This is a genomic window from Pseudophaeobacter flagellatus, from assembly GCF_021228235.1.
Lineage (GTDB): Bacteria > Pseudomonadota > Alphaproteobacteria > Rhodobacterales > Rhodobacteraceae > Pseudophaeobacter > Pseudophaeobacter flagellatus.
On sequence record NZ_JAJQRG010000008.1, the window covers coordinates 1 to 20,299 of the forward strand.

Annotated in this window: 24 protein-coding genes and 1 tRNA gene; 12 read left to right on the plus strand and 13 right to left on the minus strand. The window is 58.4% G+C overall.

Translation table 11 applies throughout. From position 1 onward, the window contains the following. Positions 1 to 43 precede the first annotated feature (43 nt). A tRNA-Met gene (locus LRK71_RS14600) sits at positions 44 to 120 on the plus strand. A 166-nt stretch (positions 121 to 286) separates the two neighbouring features. On the opposite strand, the gene LRK71_RS14605 is transcribed toward LRK71_RS14600, so the two are convergent. The 3 genes from LRK71_RS14605 to LRK71_RS14615 form a co-directional block, all read right to left on the minus strand. After that, positions 287 to 475, minus strand: a complete 189-nt coding sequence (locus LRK71_RS14605) for a hypothetical protein (RefSeq protein ID WP_232404563.1) — start codon at positions 473 to 475, stop codon at positions 287 to 289. A 385-nt stretch (positions 476 to 860) separates the two neighbouring features. Next, the gene (locus LRK71_RS14610; RefSeq protein WP_232404564.1) at positions 861 to 1,157 is read right to left on the minus strand and encodes an AAA family ATPase; all 297 of its coding nucleotides are present in this window, start codon (positions 1,155 to 1,157) and stop codon (positions 861 to 863) included. Further along, entirely contained in the window at positions 1,157 to 2,383 is a 1,227-nt protein-coding gene (locus tag LRK71_RS14615) for a metallophosphoesterase family protein (RefSeq protein ID WP_232404753.1), read from the minus strand. The genes LRK71_RS14610 and LRK71_RS14615 overlap by 1 nt, the downstream gene beginning before the upstream one ends. Positions 2,384 to 2,507: 124 nt before the next feature. Here LRK71_RS14615 and LRK71_RS14620 point away from each other — a divergent pair, with 124 nt between their 5' ends. Both LRK71_RS14620 and LRK71_RS14625 read left to right on the plus strand, forming a co-directional pair. After that, on the plus strand, positions 2,508 to 2,834 hold the full coding sequence (locus tag LRK71_RS14620) for a helix-turn-helix domain-containing protein (protein ID WP_232404565.1): 327 nt from the start codon (positions 2,508 to 2,510) through the stop codon (positions 2,832 to 2,834). 10 nt (positions 2,835 to 2,844) lie between these two features. Further along, on the plus strand, positions 2,845 to 3,372 hold the full coding sequence (locus LRK71_RS14625; protein WP_232404566.1) for a hypothetical protein: 528 nt from the start codon (positions 2,845 to 2,847) through the stop codon (positions 3,370 to 3,372). Between the two features lie 558 nt (positions 3,373 to 3,930). On the opposite strand, the gene LRK71_RS14630 is transcribed toward LRK71_RS14625, so the two are convergent. Genes LRK71_RS14630 through LRK71_RS14655 form a run of 6 tightly spaced genes read right to left on the minus strand, consistent with a single transcriptional unit; the run spans position 3,931 to position 8,625 of the window. After that, entirely contained in the window at positions 3,931 to 5,121 is a 1,191-nt protein-coding gene (locus LRK71_RS14630) for an NnrS family protein (protein WP_232404567.1), read from the minus strand. 19 nt (positions 5,122 to 5,140) lie between these two features. Then, positions 5,141 to 6,061: a ubiquinone anaerobic biosynthesis protein UbiV gene (gene ubiV / locus LRK71_RS14635; RefSeq protein ID WP_232404568.1), complete on the minus strand. Its 921-nt coding sequence runs from the start codon at positions 6,059 to 6,061 to the stop codon at positions 5,141 to 5,143. Continuing rightward, complete coding sequence (ubiU, locus tag LRK71_RS14640; protein WP_232404569.1) at positions 6,058 to 7,056, minus strand: ubiquinone anaerobic biosynthesis protein UbiU; 999 nt, start codon at positions 7,054 to 7,056, stop codon at positions 6,058 to 6,060. The genes ubiV and ubiU overlap by 4 nt, the downstream gene beginning before the upstream one ends. Next, a complete protein-coding gene (ubiT, locus tag LRK71_RS14645) occupies positions 7,053 to 7,574 on the minus strand; it encodes a ubiquinone anaerobic biosynthesis accessory factor UbiT (RefSeq protein WP_232404754.1) in 522 nt (173 codons plus the stop codon). Before ubiT ends, ubiU begins: the two co-directional genes overlap by 4 nt. A 28-nt stretch (positions 7,575 to 7,602) precedes the next feature. After that, positions 7,603 to 8,091, minus strand: coding sequence for a hemerythrin domain-containing protein (locus LRK71_RS14650; protein ID WP_232404570.1), 489 nt, complete (start codon positions 8,089 to 8,091; stop codon positions 7,603 to 7,605). Beyond that, positions 8,092 to 8,625, minus strand: a complete 534-nt coding sequence (locus LRK71_RS14655; protein ID WP_232404571.1) for a DUF2478 domain-containing protein — start codon at positions 8,623 to 8,625, stop codon at positions 8,092 to 8,094. 197 nt (positions 8,626 to 8,822) lie between these two features. Between LRK71_RS14655 and LRK71_RS14660 the strand changes: the two genes are divergently transcribed. Then, positions 8,823 to 9,236, plus strand: a complete 414-nt coding sequence (locus tag LRK71_RS14660) for an Rrf2 family transcriptional regulator (RefSeq protein WP_232404572.1) — start codon at positions 8,823 to 8,825, stop codon at positions 9,234 to 9,236. Positions 9,237 to 9,252: 16 nt separating this feature from the next. On the opposite strand, the gene LRK71_RS14665 is transcribed toward LRK71_RS14660, so the two are convergent. After that, complete coding sequence (locus LRK71_RS14665) at positions 9,253 to 9,741, minus strand: DUF6841 family protein (protein ID WP_232404573.1); 489 nt, start codon at positions 9,739 to 9,741, stop codon at positions 9,253 to 9,255. Positions 9,742 to 10,216: 475 nt separating this feature from the next. Between LRK71_RS14665 and ytfQ the strand changes: the two genes are divergently transcribed. The 6 genes from ytfQ (at position 10,217) to LRK71_RS14695 (ending at position 16,016) form a co-directional block, all read left to right on the plus strand. Continuing rightward, positions 10,217 to 11,170 carry a galactofuranose ABC transporter, galactofuranose-binding protein YtfQ gene (gene ytfQ, locus LRK71_RS14670; RefSeq protein WP_232404574.1) on the plus strand — a complete coding sequence of 318 codons (954 nt, stop codon included), beginning with the start codon at positions 10,217 to 10,219 and terminating at the stop codon, positions 11,168 to 11,170. 99 nt (positions 11,171 to 11,269) lie between these two features. Continuing rightward, positions 11,270 to 12,787 carry a sugar ABC transporter ATP-binding protein gene (locus LRK71_RS14675; RefSeq protein ID WP_232404575.1) on the plus strand — a complete coding sequence of 506 codons (1,518 nt, stop codon included), beginning with the start codon at positions 11,270 to 11,272 and terminating at the stop codon, positions 12,785 to 12,787. Further along, positions 12,784 to 13,818: an ABC transporter permease gene (locus tag LRK71_RS14680; RefSeq protein WP_232404576.1), complete on the plus strand. Its 1,035-nt coding sequence runs from the start codon at positions 12,784 to 12,786 to the stop codon at positions 13,816 to 13,818. The genes LRK71_RS14675 and LRK71_RS14680 overlap by 4 nt, the downstream gene beginning before the upstream one ends. Next, positions 13,815 to 14,807 (plus strand): galactofuranose ABC transporter, permease protein YjfF, encoded by a 993-nt coding sequence (gene yjfF / locus LRK71_RS14685; RefSeq protein WP_232404577.1) that lies wholly within the window; start codon positions 13,815 to 13,817, stop codon positions 14,805 to 14,807. The genes LRK71_RS14680 and yjfF overlap by 4 nt, the downstream gene beginning before the upstream one ends. Then, complete coding sequence (locus LRK71_RS14690; RefSeq protein WP_232404578.1) at positions 14,804 to 15,529, plus strand: FadR/GntR family transcriptional regulator; 726 nt, start codon at positions 14,804 to 14,806, stop codon at positions 15,527 to 15,529. The genes yjfF and LRK71_RS14690 overlap by 4 nt, the downstream gene beginning before the upstream one ends. A 205-nt stretch (positions 15,530 to 15,734) precedes the next feature. Continuing rightward, positions 15,735 to 16,016 carry a hypothetical protein gene (locus tag LRK71_RS14695; RefSeq protein ID WP_232404579.1) on the plus strand — a complete coding sequence of 94 codons (282 nt, stop codon included), beginning with the start codon at positions 15,735 to 15,737 and terminating at the stop codon, positions 16,014 to 16,016. Positions 16,017 to 16,210: 194 nt separating this feature from the next. Here LRK71_RS14695 and LRK71_RS14700 read toward each other — a convergent pair whose 3' ends face one another. After that, positions 16,211 to 16,528, minus strand: a complete 318-nt coding sequence (locus LRK71_RS14700; protein ID WP_232404580.1) for an excinuclease ABC subunit A — start codon at positions 16,526 to 16,528, stop codon at positions 16,211 to 16,213. A 164-nt stretch (positions 16,529 to 16,692) separates the two neighbouring features. Beyond that, a complete protein-coding gene (locus LRK71_RS14705) occupies positions 16,693 to 17,721 on the minus strand; it encodes a glycosyltransferase (RefSeq protein ID WP_232404581.1) in 1,029 nt (342 codons plus the stop codon). Between the two features lie 330 nt (positions 17,722 to 18,051). Here LRK71_RS14705 and LRK71_RS14710 point away from each other — a divergent pair, with 330 nt between their 5' ends. Next, a complete protein-coding gene (locus LRK71_RS14710; protein ID WP_232404582.1) occupies positions 18,052 to 18,258 on the plus strand; it encodes a cold-shock protein in 207 nt (68 codons plus the stop codon). Positions 18,259 to 18,460: 202 nt separating this feature from the next. Here the strand turns inward: LRK71_RS14710 and LRK71_RS14715 are convergent, their stop codons facing one another. Further along, positions 18,461 to 19,123, minus strand: a complete 663-nt coding sequence (locus LRK71_RS14715) for a GntR family transcriptional regulator (RefSeq protein WP_232404583.1) — start codon at positions 19,121 to 19,123, stop codon at positions 18,461 to 18,463. 225 nt (positions 19,124 to 19,348) lie between these two features. Here LRK71_RS14715 and LRK71_RS14720 point away from each other — a divergent pair, with 225 nt between their 5' ends. After that, the gene (locus LRK71_RS14720; RefSeq protein ID WP_232404584.1) at positions 19,349 to 20,299 is read left to right on the plus strand and encodes a dihydrodipicolinate synthase family protein; all 951 of its coding nucleotides are present in this window, start codon (positions 19,349 to 19,351) and stop codon (positions 20,297 to 20,299) included.

Sequence of the window (20,299 nt, forward strand, 5' to 3'; positions counted from 1 at the left end):
CTAAATCACTCAATCGTAGCAAGCCAAAAGATACAACAACCGTCGCGGGATGGAGCAGCCCGGTAGCTCGTCAGGCTCATAACCTGAAGGTCGTAGGTTCAAATCCTACTCCCGCAACCAAAAACTCGACTTAACAGTCGCTTAAAAGCCGCCCTAACGGGCGGCTTTTTGCGTTTGAAATTTTGGAAGCACTACGGAAGCAAAAGGGTGCGAAGTCATTAGTAATAAAGCGAAAATACAAAGAATCCGATGAAACTCATTACGGAGGCTCCCCATATCGTTCGAGCTAAAGCTCGAACACATCGCGCACCTGCTGCCGGATCTGGGCGGAGTCGATTGCGCCATCAATCCGGTTCTCTGAAGTGACGAGCCGCTCGCCCTTGGCGTTCTCAGGCCCGTTAGGCTCCAACCCCATGATCTTGTACCACTCCAGCTTCTTGACCCACCTTTTTGCGTAGCTAGGGTCCGAGAGCATGCCGAGGTGCTCCCAATATACGGTGACCCCTGTCCTCGGCATTCTGAAGAAGCTCAAAGATGAAGTGTGCGCTGTCCGGATAGAGCTCCTCAACGATCCGCCTGATCCCGGTATGCTTCTTGAGCACCCGCGCAAGGTCCACGCGCTCGGAGCGCACCCGATCGATTATGGATTGCTTTTCGGATTCATCGAGGTGTGGGGCGTCGTGATCGATAGCCATGCGTATTACTCGGCTCCTACTATAACGGTTCCGAAGAGCACAGGCGTAGTTCGAACATCGCCAGTATTTCCGGCTTCCCGCAACTCCGTAACGCGCCGGTCGAAATCAGCGTTGGCCCGGGAAAGTTCACTCTGCTTCATCACGCGGATCTTCTCGTTTGTTGCCTTAGCGAGTTGTTCCTCCAGGGCGCGGACTCTTGCCCGGTGGCTGACAGTAAGACTCTCCATCGATTTCGATAAGGCCAGAGATCTGCAGGTTGGCCCGTTGATGCTGAAACCCATACGGCTCTCGCAGCGGAAAGCCGTAAAGCAGGCGCAGATAGCCTTCCATGGTTGTAGTTTTGCCAGCCTCGTTGGGCCCGTAAATGATGTGAAAATCTGAAGGACCGTCTGCTTTTCCAAAATCGAAGGATTTGTCGGTGAATCGCCCGAAAAAGTCGAAGGAAAGTTTTTGGACCCGCATCAGGAGCTTGCCCCCTTCATGCGCGCCAGGATGCGCTGTGCACCAGCCTCAGAAAGACGGCGCGCGAGCACATCCACGGCGTGCTCATCTGGCAAAAGCTCACCACGCCGCTGTGCGGCCAGTTCGGCAAGGATGGCTTCTAGCTCGGCCCGCGATGTTTCGACAAACCCAGGTTCTTGACGAATAGTCGCCATTATTGCTGCCAATTCGTCAGTCGCACTGCTGCCTGTTTCGGTAACGTCCGATAGGTCGAACACCAGTTTGTCCAGCCATAGGCTACCTGTCTCGCGGGCAAATTGGGATGCCGCTTCCTCCCAGACGTCTTGATCGCGCAGAATTTGCCAGCGGCGCGGTGTGCTCCCTGTCAAAGAAAGGCGGATAACGCCGCTACCTGAGGTGAGACTGTTCGCTGTTTCGCGCAATACTTGACGAAGCAGATCGCGCAAGCCGTCGTCGTTCTCGGTTTTGGTGGCATCGATTGGAACGTGAAGGAACTCCACCAAAGAGGTTGGCACTTCCGCGACTTCTATTGTCTCGCCGATGGTCAGAAGCGTGGCAGATTTCGGCCCGGGCTCACCGATATCGCGACCTTGTGGCGTTCCCGGCATTACGATCCATGGCGATTCCGCGTGGACTTGTCTGCGATGCACATGTCCGAGGGCCCAATAGTCAAACCCGGCCGCAACTAGGTCGCTCACCGTACAGGGGGCGTAGGGGTCATGTCCCCCAGCTCCGGCCAACGAAGTGTGAAGCATCGCGATATTGATGGCCCCACTAACAGGAGCCGGAAATTTGGGCAGGAGGCTCTCGGGGGCGTGACGATTGGCGAAGCTCACGCCATGGATCCAGACATCTTCTGACAACTGGACCTTGCCGCCACGTCCATTGAAAATATGAACATTTTCGGGCAGGTTGAGTTCCCCCGTCAGTGGGTTCTCTGCGTCATGGTTGCCTCTGATGTAGAACACACGGATTCCGCCATCACGAAGGCGGTCCAATTGTCCAGTCAGGTATGCTGCTGTTCGTGCGCTGCGTTCGGCACCGTCAAAAAGGTCGCCTGCTATCAGAAGCGCGTTGACGCTCTCGGCAATGGCGGTGTCGATGATGCGGGTGAACGCTGATCTTGTGGCAGTGTGGACCTGATCTCTTAAATCCGGGTCACGCAACGCCAGCGATCGCAACGGTGAGTCCAGATGAATGTCTGCTGTGTGAAGGATCTTGGTCATCAACTTGCTTTCTTTCTCGGACGTCAGATCCTGCTTCTTTGTTGATTCATTGCAGATTTATGCGTAACAGTTCGCAAATCCGCGAACAAGCGGATTGACAGGGAGAAGAAGCGATGGACCGTTCATGTCTGCCGAAAGCGTGACCTTCGGCCAAGCGATCTCGAAGGCCCGGAAGGCTCTGGGACTAAGCCAGAAGGAACTCGCCGCACGAGTGATGAAGGAAGAGGATACAGGGGCGATATCACCGCAATACCTCAACGACATCGAGCACGACCGGCGCAGTCCAAGCTCAGGGCATTTGATCCGCCAGTTCTCAGGGATCCTGAACATACCTGAAGACTATCTCTTCGCGCTCGCGGGTCGACTGCCAGATGACCTGCGGACCGATACCTCCGACCCAGACAGGGTCGTTGCCGCATTCATGAGTTTCAGACGTACGCTAAAAGAGTAGAGAGGCACGCATGGTGAAGATGATCCCAGACAACACTGGACGCTTTGCCAAGCGCCCCTTTTTCACAGAGAAAGAGCTCGATGGCGACTGCGAGCGCCTGATCCGGGAACTCCTGCTGAAACGGCACGGTAAGGTCGAGTATCCGGTGTTGACCGACGATCTCACTGTCCTCATCGAGAACCATGACGCTGAACTCGACTGTTATGCCGACCTCAGGGCCTACGGTGACGACGTCGAGGGCGTTACCGAGTTCTTTCCCGAAAAGGGGCCAAAAGTTTCGATCTCGGAGCACATCTCGGGCGATGACAGGCGAGAGAATCGTTACCGCACGACGCTTACCCACGAATTCGGGCATGTGAAGTTTCATGGTCCGCTCTGGGCGGAGAAGTTCGCTACTGGCGACCTTCTTGATCGGCGGCCGCATGCAAACAAGGCAGTCTCTAAGCGGGACAATATCCTGAACGCCCCACACCACCACAGTATCAATGATTTGGTGGAGTTCTTGGCTGGCACGTCCAGAGACGCCCTCGTCCGATAGGGTGCCCACCAGATCGTCAATATGCGCGCGGTAAAGAGCAGGGAGGTCCTGGGGCAAGAGGATGGGCTCTGGGGCAGCGGCGTCCCGTTTGGCCCGTGCTTGGGTCAGTTCAGCATCTACCTCGTTGAGCTGGGCGAAGATTGGGGCAGAATAATTCCCACAGTTTGACGCGAATAATCAGACCATTAGTCGCGGGCACGCCGCCAAAACCAACGAGTTTTTCAAAAACATCCGCTTGTACCGAGCTTGCGGCATCGCAACGTGTCGATCACGGGGCCTGGACCGCTGTCGGCGCTTCAGCGGGTGGCGGAAGCCAGCCCAAAGTGTTTTGGGGCCGGGCGGTGCCCGGCTTGGCTGGTGTTGTTGGGCGCTCAGCTGTCGGCTGATCCAGATTTCTGCGCGTTCCGTGCATTTGGCGATATTCAGCAGGTTAGAATGAAAGAACCCGGATGTGTTTTACCACTTGCTATCTGCGTTTTGTAAGCGCGGGTAATATCGATGGTAGCGGTGCTCGGGCCAGTTTGGTTTTATAGGCGGGTAGATGGGACATGGTGTGTCTCAGCGCTTGTAGTATTTCACGGTTGTCTTGTGCTGCTTTTGATCAGGGATACCGCATGTGGGGCATTTCTTTCCACTGAACACCGGCCGAGGGAGCGGCTGTAGGGCTGCTGTGCCCTGCCGCAGAACAAAGGCGGCCCAGGCCGTACACCAAATGGCGGGAGCGGCTGCATACCATACGGTGTCAATTTGTGCGAAGACCCGCAGCGCAGCCGCAGCTGACAGGAGGACGCCGCCGCCTATGTCGATAAGGGAAGGGCATAGCCGATCGGCCCGCCGCGCGACGGCGCGCGCGGCCACGGCATAGATAGACCCCGCAATGGCACCTGCGGCCAGGGCATGTATCGTATCGCTTTTTGCCAAAATAGCGCCCGGAATAGTGCTAAGCACGGCCAAAAAAAGGCCGAGAGGCAGCCAAGCATAGCCCATGTGCAGCAGGCCCAACAAACCGTCCTTGAGGGTCTGTGCCGATAGCCAGAGGAGCAGCCGCAGGGCTTCGGCAGCGGCTGCGAGCAGAAGGCATGGAAGGAGCGCCTGCCAAGGCGCTCCCAGGGTTTCTAGTGCCAGTGCCAGCAGAATTGCGCCAGCAGCGGGGACACTGGCCAGCCGGGCAACCTTGAAGCGCTGACCCACATCGCGGCTACCAGCCACCCGGTTCCAGGTGAAGGCGGCCACCATCCGGCCGCCAATCACCGACAAAAGCGCGGCGAAGCCCAAGACCGGGATCCGTGACGGAATTGCCCCGCTGAGAGTTGCGATCTGTGCCCCGGCCATCGCCAGTGCAAACAGCCCAATCACCGCTCCTTTTGAAGATGCGGCATCGAAGGCGGCGCGCAGCAGCAGCCAGGCCACCGCGACCATGAATGCCGATGCGCCGCCGGCAACCAGCGCAGGTGCGCTCCCCAACAGGCCCGCGGCGATTATTCGGGCCAGACACCAGAGCGATAGCAAGACCGTTAGCGCGAGCCGCGACAGGGTTGGTTTGTCGCGCCAGCTTGTCATCGCGGTTAAGGCGTAGCCGGCAAACATGGCGGCGGCGAAGCCAAAGACCATTTCATGTGCGTGCCAGGCGACCAAACTGCCCAGGGGCGACTGAGGGATTTCGAACCCTGTGTTCCAGCTGACCAGCGCGACGGCTACAATCGCCCAGGTGCCGCCCGCCAGAAACAGGGCAGAGTGTGGTGCAGCCATCGGCTTGCCGCTGTCGCAGTCACACCGGCGCGGCCATGGCGATGCGACGATATCCTGCCGCGCCATGATAGAAACCGTTGCTCAGGCCAGTGTCACCGCTCAGTTCTGCCAGCTGACGATCGGCCTCATCCACTGGCATCTTGCCGTCCAGCACATCGCGGAACAGCTGTGCCACGGCAACCATGTCCACCGCCTGCGGCATCAGACGCAGATGGGTGACACCCTCTGCCACCAGCCGCGTCGTTTCGGGCAGAAGATCGATATAGCTCTCGGATTGGGTCTGGATGCCGTTTACCCGCAGGATTGGCTGATCGTCACGAGTGCGCAGCGGCATCCCGTCGGCGTCCTCTTCGCAGACGAACTGGCAGTTGTCCTTGGTGCGGCCATGGGCGCGGGCGTGGTAGCAGCGCGCCGAAACCGCAAGCGAGGCGCGGCCAAAGGCCTGGACTTCTACACCGAGGCCGAGATGGCGCGCGGCCTGCGCGGCGGCGGCGATGGCCGGGGCAGGCATTTCGCTGGGCAGGCAGACATGGGTTGCCCCCTGCCGGGCCATCCATGCGATTGTCGCCTCGTTATAGGCGTTCATGAAGGGCCCGATCCGGTGCGGGCGTTTGCCCCGCGCAAACAACCCCGCAGCATTGTTGATCTCGATCTCGGGCGCCTCCATCGCGGCCAGATCCTCGGTTGCCTTGCGCTCTCGCTTCAGCATCACCTCGGCCAGGGTAGAGAGGACCACCAGCTTGCCAGCCCGCTGCAGCCGCTCGATCGTGGCGGGCAGGTCGGGTTCGTGGAAGGGGGCGCGCTTGGAACAGATCACCTCGCCAAGATAGACCTCGTCCACCGGGGCCTCGTCCGCGATGCGGGCATAGAAATCGCGGCGCATCTCGGCGGACCAGTGATAGGCGACGGGGCCGAGCGTCAGTTTTGTCATCTGGGTCATCTCCATTTCTTCGTCTCGAAGGCACCCTGGGTCTGCTTCTGCCCCTCGGTCAGCGCGACAAGGTCGGCGATATTCGCCTCTCGTCCGGCCTTGATGTCGTCCACTGCGGCCCGAAAGGCCCGCACCACGCCGCGCACATAGCTTTTAGAGCGCTGTCGCCCCTCAATCTTGAAAGCATGCACCCCTGCTTCGATAAGTTCGGGCAAGAGCCGCGACAGGTTCAGGCTCACCGGTTCTTCAAAGGCGTAGTAGCCCTGGGGCCGGTGGGGGGCGGTATAGCGCCCCTTGCAGATCGTCGGATAGCCTGCCTTTTCGTCTGGGCCAAACTGGTCGATGGTGAAACCCGCAAGCTGCGAGGCCATCGAGCCATCGGCGTGGCGGGCATATTCGACGTCGGACGCGGGCGAGCAGACCCCATCCATGTTGGTCGATTGTCCCGTCAGATAGTTGGTCAGGCTGCACCGGCCCTCTACCATCAGCCCATGATTTCCAAAGATGAAGGTTTCGATCTCACAGGGGATTTCCTTGCGGATCTGGCGGATTTCCGGGATCGTCAGGATGCGGGGCAGCACCACCCTCTTGACGCCAAAACTCTCGCAGTAATACCGGATCGCCTCGGGGCTGGAGGCCGCGGCCTGGACTGACAGGTGCAGGCGGACCTGTGGGTGGGTGCGGGCGATATAGTCGGCTACGCCCATATCCGCGACGATAAAGGCATCGACCCCCAGCCGCGCCCCGGTGTCGGCAGCCTGGCGCCACAGATCGACCTTCCCCGCAGGCGGATAGGTGTTCAGGGCCAACAGAACCTTGGTGCCCTTTGCATGCGCATAGACGACAGAGGCGGCAAGTTCATCGGGGGTGAAATTCAACCCCGGAAAGTTGCGCGCGTTGGTGGCGTCCTGGAACCCGCAATAGACGGCATCGGCACCGGCATCGACAGCCGTGCGCAGTGCGGCAGGGGTTCCCGCCGGGCAGATTAGTTCGGCAAGGCTCATGCGTCCTCTTCTCCTGTGCTGGTGTTGAGATAGGCCCGCCTGAGCCGCGCCAGGATCGCCCGGCCTGGCGGGCCGAACATTCCGGCGGTTTCCTCGGCCAGCGAGCCCTCCATATCGTCGAGCGCATTCCTGAGCCGCACCACCGCCTCGGTATCGCCCGAAACCTCCAGATCGCGCGAGAAGAAGGCCGCGTCGCCGTCCTCTTCGGCATCGACCAATTCCAGCAGCAACAGGAAACGGCCACGGATCACTGCGCCTGCCTGCGGTGCCGCATGGCGCGGCACGGCGCGGAACACCAGCGCTTGCGGGTCCGGGCGCAGATGCAGCGCGAAGGGCAGTTCCACCGGATCGATAAGGAAATCTGTTGTCTGGTGCGGCCCAAGCCGCGCAAAGAGTGAGGAATGCTGCTTTGCGATCCGGCGCACGACACGCGACAGGATCGGCTGAAGTGCCAGGCAGGACAAGCGCGCCACCGCCCCTTCGCCGGGCCGCAGCGGCCGCGGCGTTTCGCTGATCATGCTCAATTTCGGTCCTTTCGTTCGGCAGTTATGCCTGCATTCCGAGGCGCGGGAACAGCACCTCGTTCTCGAGGTAAATATGTTCGTCCAGATCTTCGACCAGCTTGCCGAGCCCGTCATAAAGGCGCCGCCAACTCCGGCAGGCGTTGAGGGGCAGTCGGAAACCATGGGTGATCGCCGCGATCTGATTCAGCGCTGCCTCATGCGCGTCATGGGCGTTGCGCAGACCGGGAATGGCCGCCGCTGCACGCCCGGCAGACCCGGTGCGGACGGCGGGAAAGATGATCTCTTCCTCTTCGCGCATATGCGCCTCAAGCTCTGCAATCATCGCCTCAAGCGCATGGGTGAGGCCATGTGGCGTGTTGGGATCTGTGGCATGGGTGGTCTCGACCTTGCGGGCAAGCCTGATCAGATCCGGGAGTTCTCGCCGGTGCGTATCGTGATAGCGGGTGCGGATATGCGAGATCAGTGCCTCGGTCTGGGCGTCTGTCGGGGCATCGGTTGCAGGGTTGTGCATTCACAGCTCCTTTGTCTGGGTCGCGTTGGGGGCGATAGCCCTGCGGCACCAGGCGAGGATCGCATCTTCTTCCGGGGGCAGGTGGGTGTCCATGCCTCCGGCGAATTGTGCAAAGCTCGCCCGGTGGGTCTCGGGGACGCCGGTCAGGACTGGCACGCCCTTGTCCAGCGCTTCGGCGATCAGCGGCCGTAGCCCACGCCCCTCGGCCTCTTGCAGGCCAAACTTATTGAGCAGCACCAGGTCCACCGCGCCTGCTTGCAGCCGGGAGGTGATCTGCCCAACCGCCTCTTCGAAGGCTGAGGCATCCATTCGGCAGGCGGTCGAGCCTTGGCCCAGATCCTGGGTGATCCGCATCAGCGGGCCCCTAGGCAGCAGCCAAAGGTCGCTGTTGCAATGACCTGATCCACCGTCCGGAATAGCCGGGCACAGCGCGCCCACCAGCCGGACTCCGTCGTTGGTCAGGCGTTCGGCAACGGCGGTCAGCAAAACCTCTGCCGCGCCGCGCGTCTGCCCTGTTATCCCTGCAAGCCGCATGATTGTCTCAGTTCTGTTCAAACTGCGGAAAGAGCATGTCGGTTTCCAGCGGGGCCTGGCGGGCGGAGAGGTCGTTCATCGCAGGATCTTTCTGGGGCTGGTCGCCCGGCCTTGCGTGAGCCGTAGCGAATTGGTAGTTAAGATGCGCATACCACCCGCTGAATAGGCATATCAATTACCAAATCAGGACTGCGACCTTGCGCCTCACCTCTTTTACCGATTTTGGCTTGCGCGTGTTGATGCGGATGGCGGGCGATCCCGACCGGCCGTTCACCACGGCTGAACTGGCCGACGAATTCCGCGTCTCTCGCAATCATCTGGCCAAGGTGATCTCGGCTCTTGCGGGGGCGGGGTATCTGCAAACCCGTCGTGGCGGCGGCGGCGGCGCGACCCTTGCGCATCCCGCCGAAGACATTCGGCTGGGGGATGTGATTGCCCGGCTTGAGGCCGATCAGGCTCTGGTAGAATGTTTCGCGATTAGTGGCAGCGCCTGCACCTTGACGCCGCATTGCCGATTGAAGGCGCGGCTGGCCCAGGCCGAAGCAGCCTTTGTTGCCGATCTGAACAGGGGTACGCTTGCCGATTGCATCTACCGCCCGGAAAACGCCTGACACATTGCCGGTGCAATCAGGCTTCAGGTAGATCCGCGCCAGTCGTTACTGGGCCGGGGCGTTCTGCGGTCGGGTCCTTATCCCTTAGCGTTGCATTGACCGTGGTGTCCGCAGCGGCAGCAAACTGCATGGAGCTGATTTTCCACCCGGTCTCTCTGCGCCGCAGAAGGACAAACCCGAAGTAGGGTCCCTCTGCCAAGCGCGCCCCCTCGCTGACATAGCGGGATTCGTAGGTTGCTGTGAGCGTGTCGTCATCGACAAAGTCTGCCTCAAGGCAGCGGCGAGCCAAATGTGTCAACTGCTGTGTCTTTAGGCGTTGAATGAAGGCGACACAAATAGCCCGCATCTCTTCGTTGCTTTCTACGATGATTTTGCGTTCCATGGTTTCGAGGGTGCAGGGAATATCGCACCACGCCAGAGTGCGCTCTATATCGCCCGACATCGTGGCCTCTCCATGGCGGTCCAAGAAATCCTGCGCAATCCGATGTGCGTCTGTTTGAGACATGGGCGAAACCTGCAAAACCATTCCGATAGTACGGCTCGTAGCTTGAACAATGATGCCTGCATTTCATACCCTTTATTGAATTTTGAGTTCTCATTCCACCTCTGGCTACGCAAGAGCGGCGGAATACAGGCAGGGCGCTGATCAGTTGTCTTCGGTTGAAAGCCTGTTCGGACGAGAAACACCGCAATTCCCACTGCGGTGGTCTGGGGGAATGTCGTGATATCGGTTGGCCCAGCCCCAGATCGATCTTTTCCTATAGTTTTGCCCTTCGGTTGAGCGCTGCAGCGCGGATTGCGGAATCGGGGGCTAGTGAAACCGGGCTGGGTATTTCTGCGGTCTGGTTTGGTTATCCGTGGCACGCCCCCCAAGGATAGAGAGGGCTGAACCACAGGCTGCCGCTGGTTTCGCACATATAACTTTACAAAAGTATTAAAGTAATACTTAATGGTCGGGCATAATGTTTTGGGAGGAACACATGTCTATTAAATCCATACTGCTTGCCAGTGTCGTTGCGCTGTCGCCCTTTGCTGCTTTGGCACAGGATATGACCATTGGCTTTTCGCAAATCGGGTCCGAATCCGGTTGGCGTGCTGCTGAAACCACGGTCACCAAACAGCAAGCCGAAGCCCGCGGCATTACCTTGAAATTTGCCGATGCTCAGCAAAAACAGGAAAACCAGATCTCTGCCCTGCGGTCCTTTGTTGCCCAGGGTGTTGACGCGATCCTGATTGCGCCGGTTGTCGCCACCGGGTGGGATGAGGTTCTGGAAGAGGCCAAGGAAGCTGAAATTCCTGTTGTTTTGCTGGACCGCACGGTTGACGCACCGGATGATCTCTATCTGACGGCGGTGACATCCGATTTGGTGCACGAAGGCGAAGTCGCGGGGCGGTGGCTGGTTGACGAACAGGCGGGGGCCGAGTGCCGAATTGTCGAACTGCAGGGCACCACGGGGTCTTCACCGGCAATCGACCGGAAGGCAGGTTTCGAGAAGGCCATCGCCGGAAATGACAACCTGAAGATCGTGCGCTCGCAAACCGGGGATTTCACCCGCTCGCAGGGCAAGGTCGTGATGGAGAGCTTTCTCAAGGCGGAGGGAGGCGAAAACATCTGTGCGCTTTATGCCCATAACGATGACATGGCTGTGGGCGCGATCCAGGCTATCAAAGAGGCCGGTCTGAACCCCGGTGAGGATATCAAGATCGTGGCGATTGATGGTGTGCCTGATGCCCATCTTGCCATCGCAAATGGCGAAATGAACGCGACCATCGAGTTGACGCCAAACATGGCTGGTCCGGCGCTTGACGCGCTGATGGCCTATAAAACAGATGGCACCGTGCCACCCAAGTGGATCCAGACGGAGTCGCGCCTTTATACGGCAGCAGATGACAATCAGGCGATCTACGAAGAGAAGAACGGTCTGGGCTACTGACCGGATAGGGCCTTTACAGGTCTGCCCCTTTCACATCGGATGACACCACGCATATACCTGCGCGGTGTCATCCATCGCTGCGAGCCCGAGGACTATTCGATGACTGATGAACGCCGCCCGATGCTTCAGGCGAAGGGTATTTCCAAATTCTTTCCCGGCACTGTTGCTTTGGATAATGTAGATCTGACTTTGCACGGGGGCGAAATCCACGCTCTGCTGGGCGAAAATGGCGCCGGGAAATCAACCCTAATCAAATGCCTGACGGGGGTTTACCGCCGCGACAGCGGCAGGGTATTGCTGCAGGGAAAAGAGGTCGATCCGACCTTGACGCACCACAGCCAGCGCCTGGGCATCGGCACTGTTTATCAAGAGGTGAACCTGCTGCCCAACCTAACGGTGGCCGAAAACCTCTATCTGGGGCGGCAGCCGATGCGCGGCCCCTTTGTGGATCGCCGCCGCATGAATACCCAGGCCCGCGACACCCTGCGCGATTATGGTATCCAGATTGACCCGGCGCAGCCCCTGTCGACCTATTCTGTAGCGGTGCAACAGGTCGTTGCCATTGCCCGTGCGGTCGAGATGTCGGGCAAGGTGCTGATTCTGGATGAGCCGACAGCCAGCCTTGACCACGAGGAGGTGCAACTGTTGTTTTCAGTGATCCGGCGGCTGAAGGACCGGAGGCTGGCCGTGGTGTTTATCACGCATTTTCTGGATCAGGTTTTTGACATCTGCGACAGTGCAACGGTGCTGCGCAATGGACAGGTTGTCGGGCGGGTTGATCTGGCGACGACCAGCCGCAACGATGTCATCACCCTTATGTTGGGCCGCCAACTGGCCGCGCAGGTCCGCGCGCCAAAACCAAAGGCCGGGGGCAACACGCTGTTGCAGATCGAGGGTTTGCAGAAAACCGGGATGCTGAACAGGTTTGATCTCTCCCTGAATGAGGGGGAGGTGGTCGGGCTGGCAGGATTGCTGGGTTCGGGGCGTACCGAGACTGCAAATCTGATTTTTGGCGCGGTAAAGGCAGACCAGGGCAAGCTGACGTTTCGTGGCAAAGAAATACAGCTGCGCAATCCGCGCGATGCGGTGGCGCAGGGTTTTGCTCTCTGTCCGGAAGACCGCAAAACCGACGGGATCGTTGGCGAATTGAGCGTGCGGGATAACATCATCCTGGCGTTGCAGGCGCGCCAGGGCTGGATGCGCAAAGTGCGGCGCAAGAAGATCGAGGCGATCGCCGAGCATTACGTCCGCACGCTGGACATTCGGCTGGCCAACCTCGATATGCCGATCCGGCTGTTGTCGGGGGGAAATCAACAAAAGGCGCTGCTGGCGCGGTGGCTGGCCACCGATCCCAACTTTTTGATCCTGGACGAACCGACACGGGGCATCGACATCGGTGCTCATGCTGAAATAATCGCGCTGATCGGGCGCCTGCAGCAGGACGGTATGGCCCTGCTGGTGGCCTCGTCTGAAATGGAAGAACTGGTGGCCTATTCAAATCGTGTCATCGTCTTGCGCGACCGCACACAGGTCAAAGAACTGGTGGGCGAAGAGATCACATCGGACAATATTATTCGCGCCATCGCGGCCGACCCCCAGGTGGAGGCCGCCGTATGACCCGCAATGCATTCTTGCGCCGTATCACCCCGCAACTGATCATTCTGGCCATCGTTCTGGGGTTGAATGTGTTGGTGTTTCCCGACTTTTTTGATGTCGAAATGAAGAACGGCCGCCTGTTTGGCAATCTGATCGACGTCTTGAACCGTGGCGCGCCGACGGCTCTGCTGTGCCTTGGTATGACCCTGGTCATCGCGACCAAGGGGATTGATCTTTCGGTGGGGGCAGTCATGGCGATTGCGGGTGCAACCGCCGCCTCGTTGGTTGTCGAGGGAAACCACTGGCTTGTGGCCGTGCTCGGCGCGCTGTCGGTGGGGGCGCTCTGTGGGCTGTGGAACGGCTTTTTGGTGGCCTTTCTGCGTATCCAGCCGATTGTGGCCACACTGGTTCTGATGGTCGCAGGTCGCGGCATTGCCCAGTTGATTACCGAAGGTACAATCCTGACATTCCTGGATCCCGGCCTAATCCATCTGGGCGCGGGCACGGTGCTGGGCGTTCCCACACCGGTGCTGATCTGGCTGACGCTTGGGCTGTTCGTGGCCGTTTTTGTGCGGCGCACAGCGCTTGGCATGTTGATCGAGGCCATCGGCATCAATGAAGCGTCTTCGCGTCTTGCCGGGATCAACAGCCGTGTGCTGCTGGTCTGCGTCTATGTCGTTTCGGGCATCGGCGCGGCGATTGCAGGGGTTATCGTTGCGGCCGACATTCAGGGCGCGGATGCCAACAATGCCGGGCTCTGGCTAGAGCTGGATGCGATTCTTGCGGTGGTGATTGGTGGAAACAGCCTGCTGGGCGGACGATTTTCCATCGTGGCGTCATTGCTAGGGGCGATGATCATCCAGTCTGTCAACTCTTTGATCCTGCTGTCGGGCATGCCGCCAGAGTTCAATCTGATTATCAAGGCCCTGCTGATCATTGCCATTCTTGTCATCCAGTCACCTAAAGTTGGGCATCTTTTGTACATCCTGCGCGCCTCTGCGCCGCAGCCTCACCCCAAACAACTCCCCCCTTTGAAGGAGAACCTGCGATGATCCGCTCTACTCATCTTCCGCTGATTGTCACCTTGGCGACCTTCGTTCTGGCCTATGCGCTTTGTGCCTGGCAGTATCCGTCGATGTTGTCGTTGCGGGTGGTGGCGAACCTGCTGACTGACAACGCTTTCCTAGGAATTGTGGCGGTTGGAATGACCTTTGTGATCCTGTCGGGCGGTATTGATCTGTCCGTGGGATCTGTCATCGCCTTCACTGGGGTTTTTCTGGCCGTGGTCCTACGCGACACCACCCTGCATCCGCTGATGGCTTTTGCTCTGGTGCTGGTCATCACCTCGGCCTTTGGCGCTGCAATGGGATCGATCATCCACTATCTGGAAATGCCACCCTTTATCGTCACCCTTGCTGGAATGTTTCTTGCGCGGGGGGCGGCCTATGTCTTGTCCACGGATTCGGTGCCGATCACCCATGAGTTTTATGATGCATTGCAGCAGGTCTATTGGAAGACAGCCAGCGGCGGCCGCTTTCGGTTGATCGGTGGCGTCATGATCGTGACCTTCCTTGTCGGTATCATGGTCGCGCATCGCACGCGCTTTGGCCAGAATGTCTATGCACTGGGCGGTGGCAGCGCGACATCGCGGTTGATGGGGGTGCCGGTTGCATCGACCACGATTGGCATCTACGCCATCTCGGGGGGGCTGGCCGGGCTGGCCGGAATTGTCTTTTCTCTCTACACTTCTGCGGGTTATTCTTTGGCAACGGTGGGGGTAGAGCTGGATGCCATCGCGGCAGTTGTCATCGGCGGCACGCTTTTGACCGGAGGCTTTGGTTTTGTCGCGGGAACATTCTTTGGCATCTTGATTATGGGGTTGATCCAAACCTACATCGTATTTGACGGCACGCTCTCCAGCTGGTGGACAAAGATCGTCATCGGGGGTTTGCTGTTTGCATTCATTCTTCTGCAAAAGGGACTGACTTGGGCATCGACAGCACGCAGAAAAGTAGCGACTGGCTTCGTCACGCCATCATGAGCTTTGTCCACTCCGGTGGGCGAGAGGAGCGCGCCACGAACCATACGACATTTGTCGTTGATCAGCTGGGGCGCGCAATCGTTGCTGGCGAATACCCCGAAGGCACGATGATTCCGCTGGACCCAGATCTTTGCGAGATGTTTGGCGTTTCGCGCACTGTTGTGCGCGAGGCCAAGAAGACGTTGATTGCAAAGGGGGTGATCCAGTCCAAGGCCAAGGTTGGCACCCATGTGCGCAAATCCGATGATTGGAACATGTTCGACGAAGACGTTCTGATGTGGCACGCGGCTCAGAAAAACCCGGTGAAATTCTATGAAGAACTGTTCGAGATCCGCATGATCTTTGAACCGGCGGCTGCGGCCAAGGCGGCGACCATGGCCAATTCGGTGGATAGCGCCCGCCTGTCGCAGTTGTGTGATGACATGGAACACGCCACCGACCGGGCCTCTTTTGCTGTGGCGGATTATGAGTTTCACAAGCAAATTCTGAAGCTGTCGCGGAACCGGTTCCTGCATTCTCTGGGCGATATGGTGCAGACCGCCCTCTATTCCCTGTTCATGACAGAAGCTAACGACGCCTTTCCGCAGAGCAAGGTGGAGGTCGCCGTCAAACACCGCAAAATTGCCCTGGCTATCGCCTGCGGTGAAGCCGCGAACGCGCGTGATGCCATGACAGCGGTGATCAGCGAAAGTTTTGCCCGCACCCAGCCGCGCTGCGAGTAAGCACCCGGCTGGTCATGAAGCCGTGTGAGTGTCCCGCCTGACGGGGGATCGGTTTGGGGCTGTGTGCCTGTCGTTTTGGCCAAGCCTGCTTTATATATAGGGGTCGCGGAGGGGGGCGTTACCAATCATAAAGAAATGATGGGCCGATGTCTGCAGCTCGCAGACGAACACATGTCACTACTCACACTCAGCCAAGGACGGCGCAATGACAGACACAACGGCAAACCCCGACAAGACGCACTATATCTGCCAGACATACGTTGAAAAAAAGGCAGGTGCCGATGGGCAAGTCAGCCTGAAAATCGACAAGCAATTGCAGTATTCTTCAGAATCGCAAGCGCAGGACAGGGCAGATCGAGAGTTTCAGAGAGGAAACTGTATCGGTGCAGATGCTTATATGGTTACCGAGGACGCAGGCTCGGGCGAGGTCAGCCCCCCAACCTTTCTCGTAAGGCATGGGACTGTCCCCGATATCGACGATCTTTGATCTGTGGAAATCTAGAGCATGTTGCACAAAAGCGGGCACCAGTATTGAGCAACTAAAACATGTGAAATCAAATTGGTAGGGCTTGATTGCTTGGAGGCTGCAAAAGATCACGCCCACCATTTCTGATCGCTTTGGGCAGTTGCACCCCTGCATCCTGAGTCAATCGCGCGTCGTGTCAGGCGCAGCCTGACGGCTCAATCCAATATCGCGGCAACAGCACCGATCAGATCAAGCACTTCTTTGGTGTCGCGGTCTACTTGGTAGATATAATCGCCAAGCCGATAGTAGGTCTTCCCTGGTTCTAAGCCATATCGGCCGGGTTTTCTGATCAGCGTATAGTCGCCCTGGAGGTAGTCTCCGCGCCCAAATATCCTCTTGGCATGGCCAGGAGGCAGGCAGCCGTTGTTCTTTCGGGCCAGGCCAGGGGGGCAGCCTTTTGGTCCGCCTGCTAACACTGCAACGGGCGCAACGCAGAGCAGCATTGCCATTGATAACTGGATAAGTTTGCGCATCGCAATCTCCTGTAGTTGTTGGGGTTGAGCTTGGCGATAACTTTGCGCTTTGCCAAGCTCCGGGCGGCAAAGCAGCAAGGGTCCGCCTAGCCTATTTAGCGATAGGCGACTTTGTTACGTTGGCAAGCGACAGCAGATCAACTGCTGGGTATCTTGGCGTAGGTTCACATGTTTTCTTGCACACGTACGAGATTTCTTTTCTGTCGCTTGGGGGTCATTTTGCGCAACCGGTTCACCATAGAGAGCAGGGCCTTGAACTTTCGTAGCGACAGCAGCGCCTTGCACGCGGCTCGAAAAGGGCTGTTGAACAGTTCCAGCTGATACCGGGCGGTTTCCATCTTATTCTGCAGCAGCTTGATCACGCGGGTCTGGTCGGGACGCATCTTCTGACAGTCCTTCAGGCGTTGGCGATAGGTTTCATAGGCCCGCTGCCAGTTCTTTCGTTCCTGCGCGACACCTTGCTGAAAGGTTCTTGCCTTTAGCTGAGAGAGCCCCACACCCAGGCGGTAATCGACCAGTGGTTCTGGCACATGGATAATCCGGTCCATCAGCGTCGCGCGGAAGAAGAAGATTAGATCATCAAAGGTTGCTTCCCCTTCAATCGGACCAAAGAGCCGCCGAATGTCGGGGTGCCAGGCGCAGGTCGCGCCGATGCCAAGCGCCAGCGAGCCAGCAGTATCTTCCAGCGTCATATCGGCAAGGATCTTCTGGCGTGATGTCGTGGACCCGGTCAGCGTGCCGTGTTGATCCATGTTGTTGACGTCCGAATGCACCAAAAGCGGCCGGTCTCGTGCAAAGGCATGATAGAGTGTACTGCAACGCTCGGGGTGCGAAATGTCATCGCCGGGGGCGTAGACGATCAGAACACCACGACTAAGGTCAAAGATCTTGTTGAGATGGCCAATAAAGCCCAGGTTTGTTGGGTTCAGGTTCAGTCGCACCTGGTGCGGGCCCTGATAGTCTTGGGCCAGGCGCTGCATGATTTCAAAGGTGCCGTCGGTTGAACCGTCATCCGACAGGATGATCTCAAGGTTTGCGTAGGTCTGGGCAAAGGCGGATTTCACCGTTGCCTCGATATAGTCGGCCTGATTATAGGACATGACAAACATCGAAACCAACTCTGCCTCAGGGCTCGGAGATGTTCCCGCAGGGGCGGCCATTTGGTCGAGCGCAGTGTCTTTTTGTTGCGGCATGATTTTGTCTTTCACTCGTTGCAGATCCGTGCTGGTCAATACAGCCTGAACAATACTGGGCGTGTCATAGAACATGCCGGGCGGTTTATCCACTGGGGGCGATGCAGGCCTCGCAGGTCGCGGGGGTGCGCAAAAATTTGCCAATACCCTGGTGCGAGAGCGCCTCTGCTCTTGCAAGATGAAAAAAGCAGTCGCATATTTTTAGGGCTTGTGTATCTCTATGTCGACCTACTGTCTCCTAATTTACGGCGTTCAGTCTTCGATTACAGACCAGACAACGCCGGGCTGTCGCATTCCCGCGGGCAGCAAATCAAAAGGGAGAATACGGAAATGGCCACTGGCACCGTGAAATGGTTTAACGCTACCAAAGGCTTTGGATTTATCGCCCCCGATGGCGGCTCCAAGGATGTGTTTGTGCATATTTCGGCAGTTGAACGCTCTGGCCTGACCGGGCTGGCTGACAATCAGAAAGTCAGCTTCGATATCGAACCCGGCCGGGATGGTCGTGAAGCCGCTGTGAATCTGGCGTTGCTCTAAAGACCCGGCAGGCTATTAAGGCCGCCAGACTGTGTTTTGTGAACGCGGCCCCGGAAACGGGGGCGCGTTTTGTGTTTTGCCACGCTTGCAGGCACTGTAGGCACTGCGGGCAGGGGGCGGTGATTAGCGCATGTTGCGCAAAAGTGGGGGCCGGTTCAGAGCATCTAAAACATGCCAAATCAAATACGCAACGCGACTGGCGCTAGCGCAGACCGTTGATGTTCTGCATCAGGGATTCACGCGCACCCGTGATATGCTGCCGTGTCAAATCGGCCGCCTGGGCGGCATTGCCGTTCACGCAGGCTTCCCAGATGGCGATATGTTCCTCGTTGGCCCGCTGCAAGCCGTTGGACATGACCAATTGCGCCCGCAGATAGCGATCCACCCGGTCCATCGCATTGTCGATGATGTCCAGATGGTACTGTAGACCGCTGGCCCGGTAGAGCGTGGCATGAAAATCCCGGTTCAGCTCTCCCCAGCGCATTGGCTCGGAAGAGGTGGAAAAGGCCGTCCAGGATTCGCGGGCACGTTCTAGCGTTTCCTGCGACATCAAAGGCACGGCCCGGCGGATCACCTCTGGCTCTATCAGGGCGCGGAAATCAAAAATTTCTTCGGCCTCAGTCTGCGACAGCCCAGAGACAACGGCCCCCTTGTAGCGCTGGGTCTTGACAAGCCCTTGTTCTTCCAGCCGTGAAATCGCCTCGCGCACGGGGATCCGGCTGGTGTTGAATAGCCGGGCAATTTCATCCTGGCGCAGGGGTTCCCCTTCTTTGACGTCCCCTTCGATGATCGCCTTGCGCAGGGCATCAAAGACGATCGAAGACGCCGAAGCGGTCTTTGAAATGTCGACGGAATTCAACTTCATGGGGGTCCTCCTTTCGTATTCATACCGTTTTTCCCCGAGGGATGAAAGTTATGACACAAAATATATTGCAAATTGGATCCAATATGAAATAGAAGACTGACAGGTGCCACGCCTCACGGCCTTGCGGATACCCAGGGGATTGCCCTTAGGGCCGTAGGGTCTGCGCCGGTCACATTGCCTGTCACTTTGTCAGCCGCTGGCTGCCCCCCTCGTAAGGAAAAGACCATGACAACAGATATCTTCTCCGGTTGCATTCCGGCCCTGATGACCCCCTGCACGGCTGATCGTGGCCCGGATTTTGATGCCTTGGTACGTAAGGGCCAAGAGCTGATCGCGGCAGGCATGACGGCGGTGGTTTATTGCGGGTCGATGGGGGATTGGCCTCTGCTCACCGATGCTGAACGGATGGAGGGCGTGGCTCGTCTGGTGGCAGCGGGTGTGCCGACCATCGTAGGGACCGGAGCGGTGAACAGCAGATTGGCAGCAACCCATGCGGCCCATGCCGCCGAGGTTGGTGCCCAGGGCTTGATGGTCATTCCGCGGGTTCTGTCTCGCGGCCCCTCGATCAGCGCCCAGCGGGCCCATTTCAAGGCGGTTCTGGACGCCGCGCCCGACCTGCCAGCGGTGATCTACAACAGCCCCTATTATGGCTTTGCTACCCGCGCTGATCTGTTCTTTGATCTGCGCGCCCAGCACCCCAATCTGGTTGGTTTCAAGGAATTTGGCGGCGCGGACGACCTGCGCTATGCAGCGGAAAACATCACCTCGCGTGATGGGAATGTGACCCTGATGATTGGGGTTGATACCACGGTTTATCATGGCTTTGTGAACTGCGGTGCGGCGGGCGCGATCACCGGGATCGGCAATGCTCTGCCGCGCGAAGTGCTGCATCTGGTAGACCTGTGTCAGAAGGCTGCCGCAGGTGACGCAGGCGCGCGGGTGCGGGCTAAACAGCTGGAAGAGGCACTTGGCGTTCTGTCCTCCTTTGATGAGGGGCCTGATCTGGTGCTCTACTACAAGCATCTCATGGTGTTGAATGGTGATTGCGAATATGCGCTACACTTCAACAAGAGTGATGCCCTGACCGACAGTCAGCGCCACTATGTCGAGGCGCAGTATAGCCTGTTCAAGGCCTGGTATCAGGCCTGGTCTGCCAAGTCTGACGCCCCGGTCTGA

Bases quoted from the DNA above. Each gene is read 5' to 3' on its own strand.
- LRK71_RS14720 (WP_232404584.1), top strand. From the start codon at position 19,349: ATGACAACAGATATCTTCTCCGGTTGCATTCCGGCCCTGATGACCCCC.
- LRK71_RS14625 (WP_232404566.1), top strand. From the start codon at position 2,845: ATGGTGAAGATGATCCCAGACAACACTGGACGCTTTGCCAAGCGCCCC.
- LRK71_RS14615 (WP_232404753.1), bottom strand. From the start codon at position 2,383: ATGACCAAGATCCTTCACACAGCAGACATTCATCTGGACTCACCGTTG.
- LRK71_RS14695 (WP_232404579.1), top strand. From the start codon at position 15,735: ATGACAGACACAACGGCAAACCCCGACAAGACGCACTATATCTGCCAG.
- LRK71_RS14715 (WP_232404583.1), bottom strand. From the start codon at position 19,123: ATGAAGTTGAATTCCGTCGACATTTCAAAGACCGCTTCGGCGTCTTCG.
- LRK71_RS14610 (WP_232404564.1), bottom strand. From the start codon at position 1,157: ATGCGGGTCCAAAAACTTTCCTTCGACTTTTTCGGGCGATTCACCGAC.
- LRK71_RS14700 (WP_232404580.1), bottom strand. From the start codon at position 16,528: ATGCGCAAACTTATCCAGTTATCAATGGCAATGCTGCTCTGCGTTGCG.
- LRK71_RS14605 (WP_232404563.1), bottom strand. From the start codon at position 475: ATGCTCTCGGACCCTAGCTACGCAAAAAGGTGGGTCAAGAAGCTGGAG.
- LRK71_RS14710 (WP_232404582.1), top strand. From the start codon at position 18,052: ATGGCCACTGGCACCGTGAAATGGTTTAACGCTACCAAAGGCTTTGGA.
- LRK71_RS14680 (WP_232404576.1), top strand. From the start codon at position 12,784: ATGACCCGCAATGCATTCTTGCGCCGTATCACCCCGCAACTGATCATT.
- LRK71_RS14665 (WP_232404573.1), bottom strand. From the start codon at position 9,741: ATGTCTCAAACAGACGCACATCGGATTGCGCAGGATTTCTTGGACCGC.
- ubiU (WP_232404569.1), bottom strand. From the start codon at position 7,056: ATGAGCCTTGCCGAACTAATCTGCCCGGCGGGAACCCCTGCCGCACTG.
- LRK71_RS14705 (WP_232404581.1), bottom strand. From the start codon at position 17,721: ATGCCGCAACAAAAAGACACTGCGCTCGACCAAATGGCCGCCCCTGCG.
- ytfQ (WP_232404574.1), top strand. From the start codon at position 10,217: ATGTCTATTAAATCCATACTGCTTGCCAGTGTCGTTGCGCTGTCGCCC.
- yjfF (WP_232404577.1), top strand. From the start codon at position 13,815: ATGATCCGCTCTACTCATCTTCCGCTGATTGTCACCTTGGCGACCTTC.
- LRK71_RS14655 (WP_232404571.1), bottom strand. From the start codon at position 8,625: ATGCGGCTTGCAGGGATAACAGGGCAGACGCGCGGCGCGGCAGAGGTT.
- ubiT (WP_232404754.1), bottom strand. From the start codon at position 7,574: ATGATCAGCGAAACGCCGCGGCCGCTGCGGCCCGGCGAAGGGGCGGTG.
- LRK71_RS14650 (WP_232404570.1), bottom strand. From the start codon at position 8,091: ATGCACAACCCTGCAACCGATGCCCCGACAGACGCCCAGACCGAGGCA.
- LRK71_RS14675 (WP_232404575.1), top strand. From the start codon at position 11,270: ATGACTGATGAACGCCGCCCGATGCTTCAGGCGAAGGGTATTTCCAAA.
- LRK71_RS14690 (WP_232404578.1), top strand. From the start codon at position 14,804: ATGAGCTTTGTCCACTCCGGTGGGCGAGAGGAGCGCGCCACGAACCAT.
- LRK71_RS14630 (WP_232404567.1), bottom strand. From the start codon at position 5,121: ATGGCTGCACCACACTCTGCCCTGTTTCTGGCGGGCGGCACCTGGGCG.
- ubiV (WP_232404568.1), bottom strand. From the start codon at position 6,061: ATGACCCAGATGACAAAACTGACGCTCGGCCCCGTCGCCTATCACTGG.
- LRK71_RS14620 (WP_232404565.1), top strand. From the start codon at position 2,508: ATGTCTGCCGAAAGCGTGACCTTCGGCCAAGCGATCTCGAAGGCCCGG.